21 protein-coding genes are annotated in these 21,649 nt (G+C 71.5%); 19 read left to right on the forward strand and 2 right to left on the reverse strand.

Annotated elements, in window-relative coordinates; all coding sequences use genetic code 11:
- Positions 1–110: 110 nt before the first annotated feature.
- The 7 genes from ACNQOV_RS03175 to aroB all read left to right on the forward strand — a co-directional run bounded on the left by ACNQOV_RS03175 (position 111) and on the right by aroB (position 8,098).
- Positions 111–293 (forward strand): hypothetical protein, encoded by a 183-nt coding sequence (locus ACNQOV_RS03175; protein ID WP_022905491.1) that lies wholly within the window; start codon positions 111–113, stop codon positions 291–293.
- Between the two features lie 49 nt (positions 294–342).
- Positions 343–3,000 carry an alanine--tRNA ligase gene (gene alaS / locus ACNQOV_RS03180; RefSeq protein ID WP_416393356.1) on the forward strand — a complete coding sequence of 886 codons (2,658 nt, stop codon included), beginning with the start codon at positions 343–345 and terminating at the stop codon, positions 2,998–3,000.
- 8 nt (positions 3,001–3,008) lie between these two features.
- Positions 3,009–3,452: a Holliday junction resolvase RuvX gene (gene ruvX, locus ACNQOV_RS03185; RefSeq protein ID WP_031263196.1), complete on the forward strand. Its 444-nt coding sequence runs from the start codon at positions 3,009–3,011 to the stop codon at positions 3,450–3,452.
- 100 nt (positions 3,453–3,552) lie between these two features.
- Positions 3,553–5,145, forward strand: a complete 1,593-nt coding sequence (gene mltG / locus ACNQOV_RS03190; protein ID WP_416393357.1) for an endolytic transglycosylase MltG — start codon at positions 3,553–3,555, stop codon at positions 5,143–5,145.
- 45 nt (positions 5,146–5,190) lie between these two features.
- Positions 5,191–6,411 (forward strand): chorismate synthase, encoded by a 1,221-nt coding sequence (aroC, locus tag ACNQOV_RS03195; RefSeq protein WP_416393358.1) that lies wholly within the window; start codon positions 5,191–5,193, stop codon positions 6,409–6,411.
- Entirely contained in the window at positions 6,408–6,995 is a 588-nt protein-coding gene (locus ACNQOV_RS03200; RefSeq protein WP_402263228.1) for a shikimate kinase, read from the forward strand. The genes aroC and ACNQOV_RS03200 overlap by 4 nt, the downstream gene beginning before the upstream one ends.
- Before the next feature lie 20 nt (positions 6,996–7,015).
- Complete coding sequence (gene aroB / locus ACNQOV_RS03205; protein WP_402263829.1) at positions 7,016–8,098, forward strand: 3-dehydroquinate synthase; 1,083 nt, start codon at positions 7,016–7,018, stop codon at positions 8,096–8,098.
- A gap of 1 nt (position 8,099) precedes the next feature.
- Here the strand turns inward: aroB and ACNQOV_RS03210 are convergent, their stop codons facing one another.
- Positions 8,100–8,294, reverse strand: coding sequence for a hypothetical protein (locus ACNQOV_RS03210; RefSeq protein ID WP_022908381.1), 195 nt, complete (start codon positions 8,292–8,294; stop codon positions 8,100–8,102).
- Positions 8,294–8,593 carry a hypothetical protein gene (locus tag ACNQOV_RS03215; protein WP_416393359.1) on the reverse strand — a complete coding sequence of 100 codons (300 nt, stop codon included), beginning with the start codon at positions 8,591–8,593 and terminating at the stop codon, positions 8,294–8,296. The genes ACNQOV_RS03210 and ACNQOV_RS03215 overlap by 1 nt, the downstream gene beginning before the upstream one ends.
- Positions 8,594–8,715: 122 nt before the next feature.
- Here ACNQOV_RS03215 and ACNQOV_RS03220 point away from each other — a divergent pair, with 122 nt between their 5' ends.
- From ACNQOV_RS03220 to rpoZ, 12 genes are all read left to right on the forward strand, one after another.
- A complete protein-coding gene (locus ACNQOV_RS03220) occupies positions 8,716–10,407 on the forward strand; it encodes an ABC1 kinase family protein (RefSeq protein ID WP_416393360.1) in 1,692 nt (563 codons plus the stop codon).
- Between the two features lie 119 nt (positions 10,408–10,526).
- Positions 10,527–11,090: an elongation factor P gene (gene efp, locus ACNQOV_RS03225; RefSeq protein ID WP_022906721.1), complete on the forward strand. Its 564-nt coding sequence runs from the start codon at positions 10,527–10,529 to the stop codon at positions 11,088–11,090.
- An 11-nt stretch (positions 11,091–11,101) separates the two neighbouring features.
- Entirely contained in the window at positions 11,102–11,554 is a 453-nt protein-coding gene (gene nusB / locus ACNQOV_RS03230) for a transcription antitermination factor NusB (RefSeq protein ID WP_402263220.1), read from the forward strand.
- Positions 11,555–11,578: 24 nt separating this feature from the next.
- Positions 11,579–12,175 (forward strand): bifunctional pyr operon transcriptional regulator/uracil phosphoribosyltransferase PyrR, encoded by a 597-nt coding sequence (gene pyrR / locus ACNQOV_RS03235; protein WP_416393361.1) that lies wholly within the window; start codon positions 11,579–11,581, stop codon positions 12,173–12,175.
- On the forward strand, positions 12,172–13,143 hold the full coding sequence (locus tag ACNQOV_RS03240; RefSeq protein WP_402263214.1) for an aspartate carbamoyltransferase catalytic subunit: 972 nt from the start codon (positions 12,172–12,174) through the stop codon (positions 13,141–13,143). The genes pyrR and ACNQOV_RS03240 overlap by 4 nt, the downstream gene beginning before the upstream one ends.
- Positions 13,140–14,498: a dihydroorotase gene (locus tag ACNQOV_RS03245; RefSeq protein ID WP_416393362.1), complete on the forward strand. Its 1,359-nt coding sequence runs from the start codon at positions 13,140–13,142 to the stop codon at positions 14,496–14,498. The genes ACNQOV_RS03240 and ACNQOV_RS03245 overlap by 4 nt, the downstream gene beginning before the upstream one ends.
- A complete protein-coding gene (locus ACNQOV_RS03250) occupies positions 14,495–15,037 on the forward strand; it encodes a hypothetical protein (RefSeq protein ID WP_402263209.1) in 543 nt (180 codons plus the stop codon). Before ACNQOV_RS03245 ends, ACNQOV_RS03250 begins: the two co-directional genes overlap by 4 nt.
- Complete coding sequence (carA, locus tag ACNQOV_RS03255) at positions 15,037–16,257, forward strand: glutamine-hydrolyzing carbamoyl-phosphate synthase small subunit (protein WP_416393363.1); 1,221 nt, start codon at positions 15,037–15,039, stop codon at positions 16,255–16,257. The genes ACNQOV_RS03250 and carA overlap by 1 nt, the downstream gene beginning before the upstream one ends.
- Entirely contained in the window at positions 16,257–19,550 is a 3,294-nt protein-coding gene (gene carB / locus ACNQOV_RS03260; protein WP_416393364.1) for a carbamoyl-phosphate synthase large subunit, read from the forward strand. Before carA ends, carB begins: the two co-directional genes overlap by 1 nt.
- A complete protein-coding gene (gene pyrF, locus ACNQOV_RS03265) occupies positions 19,547–20,434 on the forward strand; it encodes an orotidine-5'-phosphate decarboxylase (protein WP_416393365.1) in 888 nt (295 codons plus the stop codon). The genes carB and pyrF overlap by 4 nt, the downstream gene beginning before the upstream one ends.
- Positions 20,431–21,345, forward strand: a complete 915-nt coding sequence (gene gmk, locus ACNQOV_RS03270; RefSeq protein ID WP_416393366.1) for a guanylate kinase — start codon at positions 20,431–20,433, stop codon at positions 21,343–21,345. The genes pyrF and gmk overlap by 4 nt, the downstream gene beginning before the upstream one ends.
- A gap of 38 nt (positions 21,346–21,383) precedes the next feature.
- Entirely contained in the window at positions 21,384–21,647 is a 264-nt protein-coding gene (gene rpoZ, locus ACNQOV_RS03275) for a DNA-directed RNA polymerase subunit omega (RefSeq protein WP_022906709.1), read from the forward strand.
- Positions 21,648–21,649 lie beyond the last annotated feature (2 nt).

A 21,649-nucleotide genomic window follows, 5' to 3' on the forward strand; every position in this document is an offset into this window, starting at 1 on the left:
CGGCGGGTCGTCCTCTCAGCAGGACGGCCCGCCGTTCGGCGTCCCCGGTCGGCACCGCCGGTAGGATCGTCTGGGCACGCACCGCTCGCGTGCGCAGAGGGAGAGGCACCGTGAAGCAGCTGTTCTTCGTCGCCGTCGGCGTCGTCATCGGGTTCGCCGTCGCGCACAAGGTCGCGAACACCCCCGGTGGTGCGCGGTTCTTCGCCGACGTGAACGCTCGCACGAAGGCCTTCACCGGCGCCGTCGCGGACGGCTACCGCTCCCGCGAGGCCGAGCTCCGCACCGACGTCTGACGTCCTCCTCGACGCACACTCTCCCGCCGAACCTGAATCAGGAAGCACCATGCAGACCGCAGAGATCCGCCGCCGTTGGCTCCAGTTCTTCGGCGACCGCGGACACACCGTCGTCCCGTCCGCCTCGCTCGTCTCGGACGACCCCTCGCTCCTGTTCACGGTCGCCGGCATGGTGCCGTTCATCCCGTACCTGACCGGACTCATCCCGGCGCCGTACCCCCGCGCCACGAGCGTGCAGAAGTGCATCCGCACGAACGACATCGAAGAGGTCGGCAAGACCCCGCGGCACGGCACGTTCTTCCAGATGAACGGCAACTTCTCGTTCGGCGACTACTTCAAGGAACAGGCGATCGAGTTCGCCTGGCAGTTCCTGACGACGCCGGAGTCCGACGGCGGCCTCGGCTTCTCGCCCGACGACCTGTGGGTCACCGTGTACGAGGACGACGACGAGGCGATCGCGTTCTGGAAGGCGCACTCCTCGCTCCCCGACGAGCGGATCCAGCGGCTCGGCAAGGACACCAACTACTGGTCGACCGGTCAGCCCGGTCCGGCGGGCCCCTGCTCGGAGATCTTCTTCGACCGCGGTCCCGAGTACGGCATCGACGGCGGTCCGGCGACCGACGACGACCGCTACGTCGAGATCTGGAACCTCGTGTTCATGCAGTACCAGATCGCCGACGTCCGCTCGAAGTACGACTTCGAGATCACCGGCGAGCTGCCGAACAAGAACATCGACACCGGCATGGGGCTCGAGCGCGTCGCCTTCATCAAGCAGGGCGTCGACAACATGTACGAGATCGACCAGGTGCGGCCGGTCCTCGACAAGGCGGCGGAGATCTCCGGGCGCCGGTACGGCGCCGTGCACGAGGACGACGTCCGGATGCGCGTGATCGCGGACCACGTCCGGTCGGCGCTCATGCTCATCGCCGACGGCGTCTCCCCGTCGAACGAGGGACGCGGGTACATCCTCCGTCGCCTGCTCCGCCGCACCGTGCGGGCGATGCGGCTCCTCGGTGTCGAGGGCGCGACGTTCCCGCAGCTGTTCCCCGAGTCCCGCGACGCCATGCGCGACGCCTACCCCGAGGTCGCGAGCGACTACGACCGGATCGCGCGCATCGCCTACGCGGAGGAGGAGACCTTCCTCCGCACGCTCGCGCAGGGCACGACGATCCTCGACGTCGCGGTCGAGCGCGCGAAGCAGGACGGTGCGCCCTCGATCGGCGGCGACACGGCGTTCCTGCTGCACGACACCTTCGGCTTCCCGATCGACCTCACCATGGAGATGGCCGAGGAAGCCGGCGTCCGGGTCGACCGCACCGCGTTCGAGACCCTGATGTCCGAGCAGCGTGCGCGGGCCAAGGCGGACGCGAAGAGCAAGAAGACCGCCCTCGCCGACCTCAGCGTCTACAGCGCGTTCCGCGCCAAGGGCGAGACGGTGTTCCTCGGCTACGACGCACTCGAGGCCGAGACGAACGTCCTCGGCATCATCGTCGGCGGCGTGAGCGTCGACCGCGCGGTCGCGGGCGACATCGCCGAGGTCATCCTCGGCGAGACCTCCCTCTACGCCGAGTCCGGTGGTCAGGACGCCGACCAGGGCTCGATCGTCGGCAACGGCTTCGACCTCGAGGTGCTCGACGTGCAGCGTCCCGTCGCCGGTCTCTGGAGCCACACCGTCCAGGTCCGCTCGGGCGAGGTCGGGGTCGGTGCACCGGCGACGACCGTCGTCGACGCCGAGTACCGCCGGGGCGCGACCCAGGCGCACTCCGCGACCCACCTCGTGAACGCGGCGCTGCGGGACATCCTCGGCCCGGAGGCACTGCAGGCCGGTTCGTACAACAAGTCGGGCTACATGCGCCTGGACTTCTCGTGGTCGCAGCCGGTGTCGCTCGAGACCCGCTCCGAGATCGAGGAGGTCGTCAACACCGCGATCCGCTCCGACCTCGAGGTCTCGACCAGGGTGCTGCCGCTCGACGAGGCGAAGTCCCTCGGTGCGCAGGCGCTCTTCGGTGAGAAGTACGGCTCCGAGGTGCGCATGGTCGACATCGGCGGCCCGTGGTCGCGTGAGCTCTGCGGTGGCACGCACGTCGCATCCAGCGCGCAGGTCGGCCTCGTCAACCTCGTGGGGGAGTCGAGCGTCGGTTCGACCAACCGTCGCGTCGAGGCGCTCGTCGGGCTCGAGGGCTTCCGTGACCTCGCGGTCGAGCGCACCATCGTGTCCCAGCTGTCGAGCGCCCTCAAGGCCCCCCGGGAGGACCTGCCCTCCCGCGTGCAGTCCCTGATGGAGGACCTGCGTCAGGCGCAGAAGCGCGTCGCCGAGTTCGAGTCGGCGAACCTGCAGCAGCGTGTCCCGGCGATCGCCCGCCAGGCGACCACGGTGGGCGCGACGACCGTGGTGGCGGAGTCCGTCCAGGGCCTGCAGTCCGGTGACGACCTGCGCGCGCTCGCGACCGGCGTCCGCGGCCAGCTCGGCGACGGCGCGGCCGTGGTCGTCCTCGGCGCGGTGATCAACGACAAGCCCGTCGTGATCGTCGCCACGAACGACGCGGCCCGCGCCGCGGGTGTGCAGGCGGGACCGCTCGCGAAGGAGGCCGCCGGCGTCCTCGGTGGCGGTGGCGGCGGCAAGCCGGACCTCGCGCAGGGCGGTGGCACCGACGCGTCGGCGCTCCCTGCGGCACTCCGCGCGGTCACCGACCGGCTCGCGGCCTGACCGTGGCGATCCGCTCCGGGCGCCGGCTCGGCGTCGACGTCGGCCGCGCCCGGATCGGGGTCGCCGTGTGCGACCGTGACGGGCTCCTCGCGACGCCCGTCGAGACGGTCGCCCGTCACGCCGCCACGGACGTCCGGCGGATCCTCGAGATCGCCCAGGAGTACGACGTCCTCGAGATCGTCGTCGGGCTGCCGCTCTCGATGTCGGGCGGGGACACCCCGTCCACGGCGGACGCCCGGGAGTTCGCGGAGCGCCTGGCGGAACACCGTCCGGTGCGCCTGGTCGACGAACGGCTCTCGACCGTGACGGCCCAGCGCGGCCTCCACCAGGCCGGCAAGAACACGAAGAAGTCCCGCGCCGTGATCGACCAAGCGGCCGCTGTTATCATTCTGCAACACGCGCTCGACCACGAGCGTGCGGCCAGTGCCCCACCCGGGGCCACGCTCCCCTGAACCTGCGGACCATCGCAGTGCTCGCCTGAACGCGGCTGCCACACCGTCGCCCAGCACACCGAGCCCAGGCGGAGTTCCCGACCGAGAGACCCGAGGACCGTTGGCAGACGACCTGGACTGGAACGCGATCATCGCGCCCGGCAACGACGCCGAGCGGCGGAAGACGACTTCCGACCGTGCGGAGACCCCCGACCCGGACGCGACCGGTCGACCGATGTCCCGACGCGAAGCACGCGCGGCCGAAGCCGCGCGTGCACGCGCCGACGCGGAGCCAGCGGACGCGAGCCCGGCCAGCACCGACGCGGCCGGGCCGAGCACCGACCGTCCTGACCTCGTCCGAGCCGATGTCGACCGTCGCGCCGCCGCGGCGGACGCCCCGGTGGCGTCCTCACCCGACGAACTGCACCCGGACGTGCACGCCCTCCTCACCGGGGAGCTCCGTGTCGACGACGACCAGCGCGCCGCGGCGCGCGGGGACTCGGCTGGCGGTGCGGCCGCCGCTGCGGGCGCCGGTGGACCCGACCAGACCGGCCACGGCCCCGGAGGCGCGGGAGACGGCGGTCGCGGCGGTCGCGGTCGACGCGGGGGCGCCTCCAGGCCGCCACGCGGCCCGCGTGAACCGCGTCCGAAGCGGCGTCGCGGCCCGCTGATCGCGGGCATCGTCATCGTCGCGATTGTCCTCGCCGTCGGGGTGTCGGCCTACGCGTTCGCGGCCCCGAAGATCCAGCAGGTGGTCGCGGCGATCAGCGGCTCCCAGGAGCCCGACGACTACTCCGGCGACGGCACCAGCAAGGTGACGATCACCATCAAGCAGGGCGACATCGGCGAGAACGTCGCCGCGACCCTGCAGCGCAGCGGGGTCGTGAAGGACTCGAAGGTCTTCTACAAGCTGCTGCTCGCGTCCCCGGACGTCCAGTTCCAGCCGGGTTCCTACTCGCTCAAGAAGAAGATGAGCTCGAAGGCGGCACTCGCGGCCCTGCAGGACAAGGACAACCGGGTCCAGGCCTCGATCGTGATCCCCGAGGGCACGGCGCTCAAGGACATCGAGGCCGGCATGGTCTCGAAGGCCGGACTCTCCGCCGCCGAGGTCTCCGCCGCCGCGAAGGACCTCAGCGCCTACGACCTGCCGTCGAACGTGACCACGCTCGAGGGGTGGCTGTTCCCGGCGACCTACCCGATCAACCCCGGGTGGACCGCCACGCAGTACTTCAAGTCGATGGTCGACACCATGAAGGAGCACCTGTCGGCGGCCGGCGTGGCCGAGGCCGACCAGGAGCACGTCATCATCTTCGCCTCGCTCGTGCAGAAGGAAGCAGGCCTCGCGGCCGACTACCCCAAGGTCGCGCGGGTCTTCCAGAACCGGCTCGACATCGACATGCCGCTGCAGTCGGACGCGACGGTCGCCTACGGCACGGGGAACACCCACCGGGTGACGACCACCGACGCCGAACGGAAGGACGCGTCGAACAGGTACAACACCTACGTGCACGACGGCCTGCCGCCGGCGCCGATCTCGAACCCGGGCGACATCGCGATCAAGGCCGTCACGAACATGGCGCAGGGCAAGTGGCTGTACTTCGTGACGGTGAACCTCGAGACCGGCGAGACGGTGTTCTCGGACACGTACGCCCAGCACCTCGTCGCCGTGGACCAGTTCCAGGCGTGGCTCCGGGCGCACCCCGACTACCAGTAGCCCGGGGGCGTCGCACGGCACCCGGGCTGTGGGAAGATGGACACCATGCTTCGTTGGTTGACTGCTGGTGAGTCCCACGGACCCGAACTGATCGCGATGCTCGAGGGCCTGCCCGCGGGTGTCCCGGTGTCGTTCGAGTCCATCCGTACCGATCTCGCGCGTCGCAAGCTCGGCTACGGCCGCGGCTCCCGCATGAAGTTCGAGCAGGACGAACTGCACGTCTCCGGTGGTGTCCGTCACGGGTACTCGCTCGGCAGCCCGATCGCGATCCGCATCGGCAACACCGAGTGGCCGAAGTGGGTCGAGGTCATGAACCCCGAGCCCGTCGAGCAGACCGACGCCTCCCGCGGTCGCAGCGCCCCGCTGACCCGACCGCGTCCCGGCCACGCCGACCTCGTCGGCATGCAGAAGTACGGCTTCGACGAGGCCCGCCCGATCCTCGAGCGCGCGAGTGCGCGCGAGACGGCCGCGCGCGTCGTCCTCGGTGCCGTGGCCAAGGCCTTCCTCGCCGAGCTCGGCATCCGCTCGGTCGCGCACACGCTGCAGGTCGGGACGGTCCGTGTCCCGGACGGCACCGCGCTGCCGATGCCCGACGACGTCGACCGCCTCGACGACGACCAGTTGCGCTGCTTCGACGCCGAGACCTCGGCCCGCATGGTCACCGAGGTCGAGGCCGCGAAGAAGGACGGCGACACCCTCGGCGGTGTCGTCGAGGTCCTGTTCTACGGCGTCCCGCCGGGGCTCGGTTCGCACGTGCAGTGGGACCGTCGCCTCGACGCCCGCCTCGCCGCGGCGATCATGGGCATCCAGGCCATCAAGGGCGTCGAGGTCGGTGACGGTTTCGCGACCGCTGCCCGCCGCGGGTCCGAGGCGCACGACGAGCTCTTCCGCGAGGACGGCGAGATCTACCGGACGTCCGACCGCGCCGGCGGCACCGAGGGCGGCATGTCCACGGGCACCGTCCTGCGTGTCCGCGCCGGCATGAAGCCGATCGCGACGGTCCCGCACGCGCTGCACACCATCGACGTCGCCACGGGTGAGGACGCCTCGGCGCACCACCAGCGGTCCGACGTGTGCGCGGTCCCCGCTGCCGGCGTCGTCGCCGAGGCCATGGTGGCGCTCGTCCTCGCCGACGCCGTCCTCGAGAAGTTCGGCGGCGACAACGTCGTCGAGACGAAGCGGAACCTCGAGGCGTACCTGGCGTCGATCCCGGAGACGCTGCGCACCCGCAGCACCGAGGCCGCCGAGCACACGCCGGCCTGGTGACGCACACACCCGAGCCGGCGACGGGTTCGCCGTCGGCCGGTCACGCGGCACCGGTCGTCATCATCGGACCGATGGGCGCTGGCAAGTCGAGCGTCGGCAAGCGCGTGGCGAAGGCCCTCGGTGTGCCCTTCACCGACACCGACCGGGCGATCGTCCGCGAGCACGGCCCGATCCCCGGGATCTTCGCGGACCGCGGCGAGCCGGCGTTCCGCGCGCTCGAGGCCGAGGCCGTGCGTGCGGCCGTCGCGCGCGGTGGCGTGATCGCCGTCGGTGGCGGCGCGGTGACGCACGTCGACACGCGCGAGGCCATGGTCGGCGCGCGCATCGTCCTCCTGACCGTCTCGCCCGAGGCGGTCGCCGACCGGATCGCCGGCAGTGACCGCCCGCTGCTGGCCGACGGCGGCATCGACGCCTGGCAGACCATCATGGACGCGCGAGCGGCGACCTACGCCGAACTCGCGCACGCGGTGTTCGACACCTCACGCCGGCCCATGTCGCACGTCGTCGACGACGTCGTCGCCTGGCTGCGGGACGGACACCGGCCGTCCACCACCGGCACCCCCACGAGCGAAGGAACAGCGTGACCGAAACGACCCAGTCCGTCCTGCCCGACGGAACCACCGAGATCCGCGTCGGCGGCGAGGACGGTTACGTCGTCGCCGTCGGCAACGGCCTGCTCGGTTCGGTGCCGGCGCTCCTCGGTCCCCGCGTCGCCAAGGTCCTCATCGTGCACGCGCCGACGCTGGGCGCCCGGGCGAACGCGCTCCGGGACCTGCTCGTCGACGCCGGCCTCGAGGCGCTCATCGCCGAGGTCCCCGACGCCGAGGGTGCCAAGCGTGTCGAGGTCGCCGCGTTCTGCTGGCAGATCATGGGGCAGTCGGACTTCACCCGCACCGACGCCGTGATCGGCCTGGGCGGCGGCGCCGTGACCGACCTCGCCGGGTTCGTCGCGGCGACCTGGCTGCGCGGGGTCCCGTACATCGCGATCCCCACGAGCGTGCTCGGGATGGTCGACGCCAGCGTCGGCGGCAAGACCGGCATCAACACGAACGAGGGCAAGAACCTCGTCGGCGCCTTCTTCGCACCCCGCGCGGTCGTCGCCGACATCGACCTCGTCGCCACCCTGCCCCGCAACGAGATCCTCACCGGCTTCGCCGAGATCGTGAAGGCCGGGTTCATCGCCGTGCCGGAGATCCTCGACGTCATCGAGGCCGACGTCGCCCGCGTCACCGACCCAACCACGCCCGAGTTCCGCCGCGTCGTGGAACTCGCGATCGCGCTGAAGGCACAGGTCGTCTCGGACGACTTCACCGAGCAGGGCCGCCGCGAGATCCTGAACTACGGCCACACCCTCGGGCACGCGATCGAGCACGCCGAGCGGTACCAGTGGCGGCACGGCGCGGCCGTCGCGGTCGGCATGGTGTTCGCCGCCGAGCTGGCGCGCCTCACCGGGCACCTCGACGACGCCACGGTCGACCGGCACCGCTCGATCCTCGAGTCCCTCGAACTGCCGACGACGTACGGCATCGGCCGCTGGGAGGGGCTGCTCGCCACGATGCGTCGTGACAAGAAGGCCCGCGCCGGCATGCTCCGGTTCATCATCCTCGACGGGGTCGGCAAGCCCCTCACGCTCGAGGGACCCGAGGACCACCTGCTCTTCACCGCCTACCAGGAGGTCGGGGTCTAGCTCAGCGGAGGACGCGTCGGGTCCGTCGCCACCACCACTTCACCCGCATCGACACGGTGACGACTCCGGTCCGTTCGACCTCGTACCACTCCGCCAGGGTGGCGCCGTCGACCCACGCGTCGAGGATCGCGTCGTCCTCGTCGGTGCCGTCGAGCTTGAACTGGGGTGCGTCGGGCAGTGGACGGAAGAGCGGCATCAGTCGGCCTCCGGTTCTCGGTCGCGAACGTGCTCGAACCCGTGCCGCCGGAGTGCCCGTCGCGCGAGGTTCCGGTCGGGTTTCGGCGCCCACGGTACTTTCATCAGACGCTCGAGCACAGTTCTCGAAATGTCGTACTCCGACTGCGTCTCGGCGCGACGGATCGCCCAGGTCAGCCGCCGCCAGGCATGGTCGCGATCGGCTGTCCGGCGGTTCTGGAACGCGCCGAACCAGCTGACGGCGGCGGCCGCGATCGCCGCGCCCGCGGCGATGAGCGCCGTGACGAGTGCTGTCTGCATGACCGCAGCCTGATGCAGTGGAGGCGAGGGGACGGCGGGCCTCGGCCGACCTGTGGAGGGCGAGCCGCGCCTCCGGGCTGTGGAGGACCGGCCACGCAGGACGGGGGAGCAGACTGGGACCCGTGCCCACCCCGCCACGCCTGAGCGACCTGTCCACACCGGACGCAACCGATGCCGGGACCATCCGGTCCCGTGCCCGCCGGTTCACCGAACTGCTCTCGATCGCCCGCCGACACGGACTCGTGCCCTTCCGTCGGCTCGACTTCTCGCACGACCCGGCGACGTCCGACCTGCGCCGCAGCCAGGCCGAGCACCTCCGCCGCGCGCTCGAGGAGGCCGGTGGCGGCTTCGTGAAGATGGGACAGCTCCTGTCGACGCGTGACGACCTGTTGCCCGAGGAGTGGACCGAGGGCCTCGCGCACCTGCAGCGGAACGTGACCCCGGCTCCCGCGGACGAGGTCACGGCGTTGCTCGAGCGCCAGCTGGGCGCACCCGTCGACCAGGTCTTCGCGGCGTTCGACCCGGTCCCGGTCGCCGCCGCGTCCATCGCGCAGGTGCACCGGGCACGTCTCGCGGACGGCACGAGCGTGGCCGTGAAGGTGCAGCGGCCCGGCATCGACCGCGCCGTGCGCCGGGACGTCGACATCGCGCTCCGCGTCGTGCGCTTCATGGCCCGCTGGTCGACCGAGGCGCGCCAGGTCGGCGTGCAGGACGTCGCCCAGCAGTACGCCGACGACCTCGTGCGCCAGGTCGACTTCAGCTCGGAGCTCCGGAACCTCGAGGCGCTGCGAGCCGCCCAGCGCCGGAGCGCACGCCCCGACGAGGTGCGGTTCCCGGACCCGTACCCGGAGCTCTCCGGTCGCCGCGTGCTCGTGATGGAGTACCTCGAGGGGGACACCCTCAGCGCCATCCGTGCCGAGCGCAGCGACCGCGACCTCGACGAGCCGATGCGGGCGATCCTCCGGGCGTTCCTGCGGCAGGTCGTGTTCGACGGCATCTACCACGGTGACCTGCACCCGGGGAACGTCCTGCTGCTGCCCGACGGCCGCCCCGCCCTGATCGACTTCGGGTCGGTGGGACGGCTCGATCCCGGCCTGCGCGACGTCGTGCAGGAGCTCCTCGCCGCCTACATCCAGGACGACACCTCGCGGATCGCCGACGCGGTCCTGCGGATGGCCCCGGTCCGCGACGCCCAGGACGAACCGGACTTCCGCCGGGACATCGCGCGCTTCGTCGCGGACGAGCTCGGCCCCGGGGCGCGGATCGGCGTCGAGACGGTCGACGACGCCGTCGCGGTCTTCGGGCGGTACCGGCTCAAGGCGCCACCGGACTTCGTCGCCGCGGCGCGCGCCCTGGCGATCTTCGAGGGGACGCTCCGCACCCTCGCGCCCTCGTTCGACCTGCTCGAGGAGTCACGGGGTCTCGCCTCCGAGCAGATCCGCGACCAGCTGCGTCCCGGCAAGATCCGCGACGTGGCCGTCCGCGAGCTGTTCGGCGCCGTCTCGGCCGTCCGTCGGCTCCCGCGGCGGGTCGACCGCATCGGCGAGGCGATCGAGACCGGGAAGCTCTCGGTCAACATCCGGCTGTTCGCGGACCGCCGTGACCGACGCACGCTGAACGGTGTCGTCCGTCGCGTGCTGCTCGTGCTGCTCGGCGCCGGCGCCGGCGTGCTGTCGCTCGTCTACCTCACCCTGCCGGCCCGCCCGACCGCGGTCATGTCGACGGGGGTCGCCGGCGGGCTGCTCGGGGGAGCGGCGGTGGTGCTGCTCGTCTGGGCGGCCGTCGACGCGATCCGGGCGCGACGGCGGGAGTGACCCACGGCGGGCTCCAGCGCACCCGCGCGGGGGCCCGCCGACCGGTCCGCTACACTCGTCCGGGACCCAGCGCGGTCCGCAGACCTTCACAACACGATCGAACGGGACATCGAAGACTCATGGCCAGTACCACTGACATCAAGAACGGCGCCGTTCTCATCATCGACGGGCAGCTCTGGTCGGTCGTCGAGTTCCAGCACGTCAAGCCGGGCAAGGGCGGCGCGTTCGTCCGCACCAAGCTGAAGAACGTCGTGTCGGGCAAGGTCGTCGACCGCACCTTCAACGCGGGTGCGAAGATCGACACCGCGACGGTCGACCGCCGTGACTACCAGTTCCTCTACGAGGACGGCGACTCGTACGTGTTCATGGACACCGACACCTACGACCAGATCCCGGTCTCGGCGACGGTCGTCGGCGACGCGAAGAACTACCTGCTCGAGTCCGCGATGGTCACCATCGCGATGAACGAGGGCAACCCGCTCTACGTCGAGCTCCCGACGTCGATCGTGACCGAGGTCGAGACGGAGCCCGGTCTGCAGGGCGACCGCTCGTCCGGTGGCACGAAGGACGCGACCATCATCGCGACCGGTCACCGCATCCAGGTCCCGCTCTACCTCGAGAGCGGCACCACGGTGAAGATCGACACGCGCGACGGCAGCTTCCTCGGCCGCGTCAACTCCTAGGCGCCGGCCGTATGAGTGCTCGTTCGAAGGCCCGCAAGCGCGCCCTCGACATGCTGTACGTGGCCGAGGTGCGTGAGCTCCCGATCGCGGACGTCCTCGCCACCGAGACCGTCCGTCACCTCGACCAGCCGGAGCGCGCCTCCAGCTGGGACTACGCCCGTCAGATCGTCACGGGCATCGACGACGCGCGCCACGAGATCGACGCGGTGATCGTCGAGCACGCCCAGGGCTGGTCGATCGCCCGCATGCCGGTGCTCGACCGCTGCATACTGCGCATGGGCGTCTGGGAGCTCCGGTTCAACCCGGAGGTCCCGGACGCGGTCGCGATCGCCGAGGCCGTCGAGCTCGCCCAGTCGCTCTCGACGGAGGAGTCCGCGGGGTTCGTCAACGGCGTGCTCGGCGCCGTCGCCGGCGGTCGTGCACCGTCCGGTCGGACGGTCGCAGAGGACCAGGAGTCCCGGTAGGGTTGACCACGTCAGCATCCTTTAATGCCGTCCGGTGAGGCGGGGAAGGAGGTCGGCGTGGGCACCAGAACGGTCCTGCAGCAGCCCGACATCACGCGTGCTCTGACACGCATCGCGCACGAGATCCTCGAGGCCAACCACGGCGCCTCGGACCTCGTGCTCCTGGGCATCCCGACACGGGGTGCCGTCCTGGCCGAGCGGCTCGACCGCGTCCTGGCCGACATCGATCCCGAGTGGGGTCCGGCGGGCGGTCAGCGCGTCGGGACCCTCGACGTCACGATGCACCGGGACGACCTCGGGCACGGCATCGGTCGCGCGCCGCACCGCACGACGATCCCGACGACCGGCATCGACGGCAGGGTCGTCGTGCTCGTCGACGACGTGCTGTACTCCGGGCGGACCGTCCGGGCGGCGCTCGACGCGCTGCAGGGCATCGGGCGTCCGCGGGCCGTCCGGCTCGCGGTGCTCGTCGACCGCGGCCACCGCGAGCTGCCGATCCGCGCGGACCACGTCGGCAAGAACCTGCCGACGGCGTCCGACGAACGGGTGACGCTCCGGCTGACCGAGACCGACGGCAGCGACGAGGTCGTCATCGAGCAGGGCGACGGGGGTGCGGCGTGAAGCACCTCCTCTCCACCGCCGACCTCTCCCGCGCCGAGGCGATCCACATCCTCGACGTCGCCGAGGAGATGGCCGAGGTCAACTCCCGCGAGGTCCGCAAGCTCCCCGCGCTGCGCGGCAAGACCGTCGTGAACCTCTTCTTCGAGGACTCGACGCGCACCCGGATCTCCTTCGAAGCCGCCGCGAAGCGCCTCTCCGCCGACGTCCTCAACTTCGCCGCGAAGGGGTCGAGCGTCTCGAAGGGCGAGTCGCTCAAGGACACCGTGCAGACCCTCGGCGCGATGGGCATCGACGGCATCGTCATGCGCCACGGCGCCTCCGGCGCGCCGCGGGTCCTCGCCGACGCCGACTGGATCGACGTGCCGGTCGTCAACGCCGGTGACGGCACGCACGAGCACCCCACCCAGGCGCTGCTCGACGCGTTCACGATGCGTCGGCGCCTGCACGGTGCCGGCAGCCGTGGCCAGGGCCTCGACGGCGTCCGCGTGCTCATCGTCGGTGACGTCCTGCACAGCCGGGTCGCCCGGAGCAACGCCTGGCTGCTGCGCACACTCGGTGCCACCGTCACGTTCGCGGCGCCGCCCACGCTGCTGCCCGCGACGACGACACCGTTCGGTGCCGCCGTCCACCACGACCTCGACGTCGCCCTCGCCGAGGACCCGGACGTCGTGATGACCCTCCGGATCCAACAGGAGCGGATGAACGACGCGTTCTTTCCGAACCCGCGCGAGTACACCCGGCACTGGGGTCTCACCGCGAGCCGGTTCGCGCGGCTGGCCGAGCGCACGCTGATCATGCACCCCGGCCCGATGAACCGCGGGCTCGAGATCGCCGGTGTCGCCGCCGACGACCCCCGCTCGACGGTGGTCGAGCAGGTCGAGAACGGCGTGTCGGTCCGGATGGCCGTGCTCTACCTCGCCCTGACCGGGTCCGAACCGACCGCAGCACCGAAGGAGACCATCGCATGACCGCCCACCTCATCCGCGGCGCGCAGCTGGTCGACGGCACGCGTGCCGACATCCGTCTGCAGGGGACGCGCATCACCGCGGTCGGCTCCGGTCTCGACGCCGACGGCGCCACGGTCACGGACGCCGACGGTCTGATCGCCCTGCCCGGCCTCGTGGACCTGCACACCCACCTGCGCGAGCCCGGCTTCGAGGAGTCCGAGACGGTCCTGACCGGCTCGCGTGCCGCCGCGGCGGGCGGGTTCACCGCCGTCAACGCGATGGCGAACTCCTCGCCGGTGGCCGACACCGCCGGCGTGGTCGAGCAGGTGCAGGCGCTGGGCGACGACGCCGGCTACGTCACGGTCCGCCCGATCGGCGCGGTCTCGCAGGGGCTGCAGGGCACCCACCTGTCCGAGATCGGCGCGATGGCGACGAGCCGGGCGCGGGTCCGGGTCTTCTCGGACGACGGCTCGTGCGTGTCCGACCCGCTCCTCATGCGCCGGGCGCTCGAGTACATCAAGGGCTTCGGCGGCGTGCTCGCCCAGCACGCGCAGGAACCCCGGCTGACGATCGGCGCCCAGATGAACGAGGGCCGGCTGTCGTCGGAGCTCGGGCTCGCCGGGTGGCCGGCCGTCGCGGAAGAGGCGATCATCGCCCGCGACGTCCTGCTCGCCGACCACGTCGGCGCGCGGCTGCACGTGTGCCACGTCTCGACCGCCGGCAGCGTCGAGGTCATCCGCTGGGCGAAGTCGCGCGGCATCGACGTCACCGCCGAGGTCACGCCGCACCACCTGGTGCTGACCGAGGACCTCATCGCCGGCCGCGACGGCGCCCCCGGGTACGACGCCCGGTACAAGGTCAACCCGCCGCTCCGCTCCCGCGAGGACGTGGACGCGCTCCGCGCCGCGCTGGCCGACGGCACGATCGACATCGTCGCGACCGACCACGCACCGCACACGGCCGAGGCGAAGTGCTGCGAGTGGCCGGCGGCCGCGAACGGCATGGTCGGCCTCGAGTCCGCGCTGAGCGTCGTGCAGGCCGCCGTGGTCGACGACGGTCGGCTCGACTGGGCCGACGTCGCCCGGGTCCTGTCCGAGGCGCCCGCCCGGATCGGCCAGGTCGAGGGCCAGGGGCAGCGGATCGCCGAGGGGGCACCTGCCGAGATCACCCTCTACGACCCGTCGGTCAGCCGGGACTTCGCCCTCGGGGACCTCGCCGGGCAGTCGCAGAACTCGCCGTACCTCGGCATGCGGCTCCCCGGACGGGTCGTGGCGACCTTCCACCAGGGGTACCCCACCGTCACGGACGGGCAGCTCGTCGACGCCGAGACCGTGGCCGCGCACGCCCGGTCCGCGCGGATCGGGACGTCCCGGTGAGCGGCGACGCCCTACGCTGGCTCGAGGGCGCGGTGATCCTCGCCCTCGTGGCCCTGCTGTTCGTCGCCATGGCGCGCACCTGGCGGACGCGGGCGCGCGCGCAGGCGGGATCCGTGCCTCCCGTCCCCGTGCCGGCCGACATCGGACCGGCGGCCGGGTCGTGGGACGGCTTCACCGTCGCGACGACCCGCGCCGACGAACCGCTCGAGCGGATCACGGCCGGCGGCCTGGGGTTCCGGGGCCGTGGCGGCGTGACCGTCCACGAGACCGGTGTGGTGCTGCACCACGCCGGGACCACCGACCGGTGGATCGCGGCCGACGCCGTCCGCGGCGCCGACCGCGCCACGTGGGCCATCGACCGCGTGGTCGAGCCCGGGGGACTGGTCCGTCTGCGATGGACGGCGACCGGCGCCGCAGGTGCGACGGACCTCGACACCTACTTCCGGTTCCCGGAGGGCGACGGCGCAGTACTGGCCGCCCTGCAGGGACTGTCGACGAAGCACGAACACCCGCACACCGCGGGCGAAGGGACGAACTGATGACACGCGAACGGGCCGTACTGGTCCTCGAGGACGGCGCCCGGTACGACGGCTGGGCCTACGGCGCCCGCGGGCGCACGCTCGGCGAGGTGGTCTTCGCGACCGGCATGACCGGGTACCAGGAGACGCTCACCGACCCCTCCTACGCCGGTCAGATCGTGGTGCAGACCGCACCGCACATCGGCAACACCGGGGTGAACGACGAGGACCCCGAGTCCCGTCGCATCTGGGTCGCCGGCTACGTCGTGCGCGACCCCAGCCGCATCGTGTCGAACCACCGCGCGAACGCGACGCTCGACGAGCACCTGGTGCGTGACGGCATCGTCGGGATCTCCGGTATCGACACCCGGGCGCTCACCCGCCGGATCCGCGACGCCGGCGCCATGAAGGGCGGCGTGTTCAGCGGTGCCGACGTGGCGCTGACCGCCGACGAGCAGCTGGACGCGGTCCGGTCGCAGGCAGCGATGGAGGGTGCGAGCTTCTCGTCGATCGTCTCGACGCCCGAGACCTACGTGGTCCCCGCGGTCGGCGAGCAGATCGGCCGGCTTGCCGTGCTCGACCTCGGCGTCAAGGCATCGACCACCCGCTACCTCGCCCAGCGGGGCTTCGAGGTGCACGTCGTGCCGCAGGACATCGACGCCGCCGCGCTCGAGGCGCTCGCTCCGGACGCGCTCTTCTACTCGAACGGCCCGGGCGACCCCGCCGCGAGCGATGCCCAGGTGGCGCTGCTGCAGGAGAGCCTGAAGACCGGACGACCGTTCTTCGGCATCTGCTTCGGCAACCAGCTGCTCGGTCGCGCCCTCGGGTTCGGCACGTACAAGCTCCCCTTCGGCCACCGCGGCATCAACCAGCCGGTGCTCGACACGACGACCGGCAAGGTCGAGATCACGAGCCAGAACCACGGCTTCGCGGTCGACGCGCCCCTCGGGGAGGTCATCGAGTCGCCGGCCGGCTTCGGCCGGGTCGAGGTCTCCCACTACTCCCTGAACGACCAGGTCGTCGAGGGCCTCCGCGCGCTCGACGTGCCCGCGTTCAGCGTGCAGTACCACCCCGAGGCGGCGGCCGGCCCGCACGACTCGATGTACCTCTTCGACCGGTTCGCGGACCTGGTGCGCGCGCGTCGTGACGGGACGCCGCTCGACGCGGCGACCGCCGACGCAACGACCCCCGCAGCAGACCCGACGCACGCGTCGGGTGCGACGAACGAAAGCAGCAACTGATGCCGAAGCGCCAAGACATCAACTCCGTCCTCGTCATCGGCTCCGGCCCGATCGTCATCGGCCAGGCCGCCGAGTTCGACTACTCCGGCACCCAGGCGTGCCGCGTCCTCCGTGCCGAGGGCGTCCGCGTCATCCTCGTCAACCCGAACCCGGCGACGATCATGACCGACCCGGACTTCGCCGACGCGACGTACATCGAGCCGATCACCGACGCCTCGCTCGAGGAGATCATCCGCATCGAGAAGCCCGACGCGGTCCTGCCGACCCTCGGTGGGCAGACGGCGCTGAACGCGGCGATCTCCCTCGACAAGGCAGGGATCCTCGAGAAGCACGGCGTGGAGCTCATCGGCGCGAAGGTCGACGCCATCCAGCGCGGCGAGGACCGCCAGCTCTTCAAGGAACTCGTCCTCGAGTCCGGCGCCGACGTCGCCCGCAGCCACATCGCGCACACGCTGGAGGAGGCGAAGGAGTACGCGGCCGACCTCGGCTACCCGCTCGTCGTCCGCCCGTCCTTCACGATGGGTGGTCTCGGCTCGGGCTTCGCCTACAACGAGGAGGAGCTCGTCCGCTTCGTCGGTGACGGCCTGCAGTCGAGCCCGACGACCGAGGTCCTGCTCGAGGAGTCGATCCTCGGGTGGAAGGAGTACGAGCTCGAGCTGATGCGGGACAACTACGACAACACCGTCGTGATCTGCTCGATCGAGAACGTCGACCCGGTGGGTGTCCACACCGGCGACTCGATCACCGTCGCGCCCGCGCTGACGCTGACCGACCGCGAGTACCAGAACATGCGGAACATCGGCATCGACATCATCCGTCGCGTCGGTGTCGACACCGGTGGCTGCAACATCCAGTTCGCCGTCGACCCGTCGAACGGCCGCGTCATCGTCATCGAGATGAACCCGCGCGTCTCCCGTTCGTCGGCGCTCGCGTCGAAGGCCACCGGCTTCCCGATCGCGAAGATCGCCGCGAAGCTCGCCATCGGGTACCGCCTCGACGAGATCGAGAACGACATCACCCGCGTCACGCCGGCGAGCTTCGAGCCGACGCTCGACTACGTGGTCGTGAAGACCCCGCGGTTCGCGTTCGAGAAGTTCCCCGCGGCGGACGCCACCCTGACCACGACGATGAAGAGCGTCGGCGAGGCGATGGCGATCGGCCGCAACTACGCCACCGCCCTGCAGAAGTCGCTCCGCTCGCTCGAGAAGCGCGGATCGTCCTTCCACTGGGACACCCCGGCGGCGGAGCTCGACAAGGACGCCCTGCTCGCGAAGTCGGCGATCCCGACCGACGGTCGCATCGTCACCGTGCAGCAGGCGCTCGTCGCCGGCGCCACCGCTGCCGAGGTGTTCGAGGCCACGAAGATCGACCCGTGGTTCATCGACCAGATCGTGCTCATCAACGAGGTCGCCGACGAGGTCCGGGCCGCCGAGACCCTCGACGCGGACACCCTGCGCTGGGCGAAGGAGCACGGCTTCAGCGACGCCCAGATCGCCTCGCTCCGGAGCACCGGCGACCAGATCGTCACCGAGCAGGACGCGCGCGACGCCCGCCAGGCGTTGGGCATCCGCCCGGTCTTCAAGACCGTCGACACCTGCGCCGGCGAGTTCCCCGCCCTCACGCCGTACCACTACTCGTCGTACGACGCCGAGACCGAGGTCGCCCCGAGCGACCGCAAGAAGGTCGTCATCCTCGGTTCCGGTCCGAACCGCATCGGGCAGGGCGTCGAGTTCGACTACTCCTGCGTGCACGCGTCCTTCGCGCTGAGCGCCGCCGGGTTCGAGACGATCATGATCAACTGCAACCCCGAGACGGTCTCGACCGACTACGACACCTCGGACCGGCTGTACTTCGAGCCGCTCACCACCGAGGACGTCCTCGAGGTCATCGAGGCCGAGGCCGCGTCCGGCGAGCTGGTCGGCGTGGTCGTGCAGCTCGGCGGTCAGACGGCCCTGGGTCTGGCGAAGCCGCTCGAGGCGGCGGGGATCCCGATCCTCGGCACCAGCCCGAGCGCGATCGACTCCGCCGAGGAGCGCGGCCAGTTCTCCGCGATCCTCGACGCCGCGGGCCTCCTCGCGCCGCGGAACGGCACCGCCCACGACCTCGCCAGCGCGACCGCGGTGGCCGAGGAGATCGGCTACCCCGTCCTCGTCCGCCCGTCCTTCGTGCTCGGCGGCCGCGGCATGGAGATCCTGTACGACTCCCCGTCGCTCGCGGACTACTTCGACCGGATGGCCGACCAGGCGATCATCGGCCCGGAGCTCCCGCTGCTGGTCGACCGCTTCCTCGACGACGCGGTGGAGATCGACGTCGACGCGCTCTTCGACGGCGAGCGGCTCTACATCGGCGGGATCATGGAGCACCTCGAAGAGGCCGGCATCCACTCCGGCGACTCCGCCTGCACCCTGCCGCCGGTGGGCCTCGGCCGTGCCGAGATCCAGGGTGTCGTCGACGCGACCGAGAAGATCGCGCGCGGCATCGGCGTCCAGGGCCTGCTCAACGTGCAGTTCGCCATCGGTGCCGGGGTCCTCTACGTGCTCGAGGCGAACCCGCGCGCCAGCCGCACGGTGCCCTTCGTCTCGAAGGCGCTCGGCATCCCGCTGGCCAAGGCGGCTTCGCGGATCATGACCGGCACGACGATCGACACGCTCGTCGCCGAGGGGCTCCTGCCCGCCCGTGACGGCGCGTTCGTGCCGATCCAGTCGCCGATCGCCGTGAAGGAGGCCGTGCTGCCCTTCCGCCGGTTCCGCACCCACGACGGCCAGGTCGTCGACTCGGTGCTGAGCCCCGAGATGCGCTCCACCGGCGAGGTCATGGGCATCGACCGCGACTTCCCGCGCGCGTTCCTCAAGTCGCAGGAGGCCGCGTACGGCGGACTCCCGACGAGCGGCACCGTGTTCGTGAGCGTCGCCGACACCGACAAGCGCGCCATCGTGCTCCCGGTGCACCGGCTGCAGCAGCTCGGCTTCACGATCACCGCGACCGAGGGCACGGCGGAGATCCTGCGCCGGAACGGCATCGAGGTCACGCTGGTGGGCAAGTTCAGCGAGGGCGGCGAGAGCGTCGTCGACCTGCTGGCCCGCAACGAGGTCGACATCGTCATCAACACGCCCTCGGGTGCCGCCGGTCGTGCGGACGGGTACGAGATCCGTGCGGCGACGGTCGCGGCGGACAAGCCGCTGTTCACGACGATCGCCCAGCTCGGGGCCGCGGTCGCGGCGATCGAGACGATCGGGTCGCCGCACAGCGTGCGGAGCCTGCAGGACTACGCCCTCGAGCGCGCCACCTGGTGAGCGCCACGACCGATCCGGGAGGCGCGGCCTCCTTCGGCGTCCGGCTCGCGTCCGCGATCGGGTCGCGGTCCGCCCTCTGCGTCGGCATCGACCCCCACGCCGCCACCCTGGCGGCGTGGGGGCTCAGCCGCGACGAGCAGGGCCTGACCCGGTTCGGGGCCATCCTGGTCGACGCGGCCGCCGGACGCGCCGCGATCGTGAAGCCGCAGATCGCGTTCTTCGAGGCTGCGGGGGTGGCGGGCTACCGCGCGCTCGACGCGACGATCCGTCGGGCACGCGATGTGGGCCTCCTGGTCGTCGCGGACGTCAAGCGCGGCGACATCGGGTCGACGGGGGACGACTACGCACTCGCGTGGCTGGACCGCGACGGACCCTTCGCCGCCGACGCGATGACGGTCTCGCCGTACCTCGGCTACGGCTCGCTGACCGGCACGGTGGACGTCGCACGTCGGAACGGTGCGGGCGTCTTCGTGCTCGCCGCCACGAGCAACGCCGAGGCGCGCGTGCTGCAGACCGCGGTGCTCGCTGAGGGTCCGCGTTCGGGGCGGAGCGTCGCTGCCGGTATCGTCTTGGACGTGGCAGACGACAACCGGAGAGGCGGCGACCAGCCCCTCGGCGATGTCGGGCTCGTGCTCGGCGCGACCCTCGACCTCGACGACTTCGGCATCGACGCGGACACGATCGGCACCTCGCCGATCCTCGCACCGGGCTTCGGTGCCCAGGGCGCCCGCATCGAGGACCTCCGCGCGCTGTACGGCGTCCGCGCCGAGCAGGTCCTCGTCAGCGAGTCGCGCGGCCTGCTCACCGACGGTCCCGACGGCGTCGCCGCCCTCGTGGCCGACCGTGCGGACCGGATCCGTGCCGCGCTGGGGGCCGCCGCATGACGTCGGACCGCGACGACCTGCCCGCACACCGGAACCCGCCGGAGGTCGACCGGGTCGCTGCTGCTGCCGCCGCCGTGGCCGCACGTCGTGCCCGCGCCGCCGTCAAGGCCGCGGTTGCCTCGGGGGAGCGCTCCGCGCTCGAGGTGGCCCGCACCGCCTGGTCGGACGCCGACGCCCCGGCCGAGAAGTCGCTCCGGCTCCGCGACCTGCTGACGAGCCTCGCCGGCATCGGCCCGGCCCGGGCGGAGTCGATCATGGGCGAGCTGCGGATCGCCCCCTCGAAGCGCCTCGGCGGGCTCGGCACCCGGCAGCGCTCCGAGCTCGCCGACTGGCTCGCCGCCCGTGGTCGGAAGCGCGGCACCTCGAAGCTCGTCGTCCTCGCCGGCCCCACCGCGGTCGGCAAGGGCACGGTCAGCGCGTACATCCGCGAGCAGTACCCGGACGTCAACCTCAGCGTCTCGGCGACGACCCGCAAGCCCCGCCCCGGCGAGGTCGACGGCGTGCACTACTACTTCGTCGACGACACCGAGTTCGACCGGATGATCCGCGACCGCGAACTCCTCGAGTGGGCCACCGTCCACAACTCGTACCGGTACGGCACACCCCGGCCGCCGATCGACCGCGCGCTCGACGCCGGCGAGAAGGTCATGCTCGAGATCGACCTGCAGGGCGCGCGCCAGGTCCGGGACGCCATGCCCGAGGCGGTCCTCGTCTTCCTGCTGCCCCCGTCGTGGGAGGAACTCGTCCGCCGACTGATCGGCCGCGGCACCGAATCCGCCGAGGAACAGGCCCGCCGACTCGACACCGCCAAGGTCGAACTCGCCGCCCAGGACGAGTTCGACGTGCGCATCGTGAACTCCGATGTCGGCACCGCGGCGCGCGAGGTCGTAGACTTGTTCACTGCGCCCTAGCCGGGCGACCCCCCCCCGACCCGTCGACTGGAGACACCATGGCCAACCCCCAGGGCATCATCGACCCGCCCATCGACGACCTGCTCGCCAAGGTGGAGTCGAAGTACGCGCTCGTCATCTTCGCCTCGAAGCGTGCGCGGCAGATCAACGACTACTACGCCGACCTCCACGAGGGGTCGCTGTTCGACAACGTCGGCCCGCTGGTCGACTCGACGATCGACGACAAGCCGCTGTCCGTCGCGCTGCACGAGATCAACGAGGACAAGCTCACCGTCACCAAGCAGCAGCAGCCCACCGACTGATC

It is taken from the genome of Curtobacterium sp. LFS084, from assembly GCF_047977705.1.
Taxonomy (GTDB): domain Bacteria; phylum Actinomycetota; class Actinomycetes; order Actinomycetales; family Microbacteriaceae; genus Curtobacterium.

Coding starts and splice junctions, on each gene's coding strand:
- ACNQOV_RS03215 (WP_416393359.1), bottom strand. CDS start 8,593: ATGCAGACAGCACTCGTCACGGCGCTCATCGCCGCGGGCGCGGCGATC.
- nusB (WP_402263220.1), top strand. CDS start 11,102: ATGAGTGCTCGTTCGAAGGCCCGCAAGCGCGCCCTCGACATGCTGTAC.
- aroC (WP_416393358.1), top strand. CDS start 5,191: ATGCTTCGTTGGTTGACTGCTGGTGAGTCCCACGGACCCGAACTGATC.
- pyrR (WP_416393361.1), top strand. CDS start 11,579: ATGCCGTCCGGTGAGGCGGGGAAGGAGGTCGGCGTGGGCACCAGAACG.
- alaS (WP_416393356.1), top strand. CDS start 343: ATGCAGACCGCAGAGATCCGCCGCCGTTGGCTCCAGTTCTTCGGCGAC.
- efp (WP_022906721.1), top strand. CDS start 10,527: ATGGCCAGTACCACTGACATCAAGAACGGCGCCGTTCTCATCATCGAC.
- carA (WP_416393363.1), top strand. CDS start 15,037: ATGACACGCGAACGGGCCGTACTGGTCCTCGAGGACGGCGCCCGGTAC.
- ACNQOV_RS03245 (WP_416393362.1), top strand. CDS start 13,140: ATGACCGCCCACCTCATCCGCGGCGCGCAGCTGGTCGACGGCACGCGT.
- rpoZ (WP_022906709.1), top strand. CDS start 21,384: ATGGCCAACCCCCAGGGCATCATCGACCCGCCCATCGACGACCTGCTC.
- carB (WP_416393364.1), top strand. CDS start 16,257: ATGCCGAAGCGCCAAGACATCAACTCCGTCCTCGTCATCGGCTCCGGC.
- gmk (WP_416393366.1), top strand. CDS start 20,431: ATGACGTCGGACCGCGACGACCTGCCCGCACACCGGAACCCGCCGGAG.
- ACNQOV_RS03210 (WP_022908381.1), bottom strand. CDS start 8,294: ATGCCGCTCTTCCGTCCACTGCCCGACGCACCCCAGTTCAAGCTCGAC.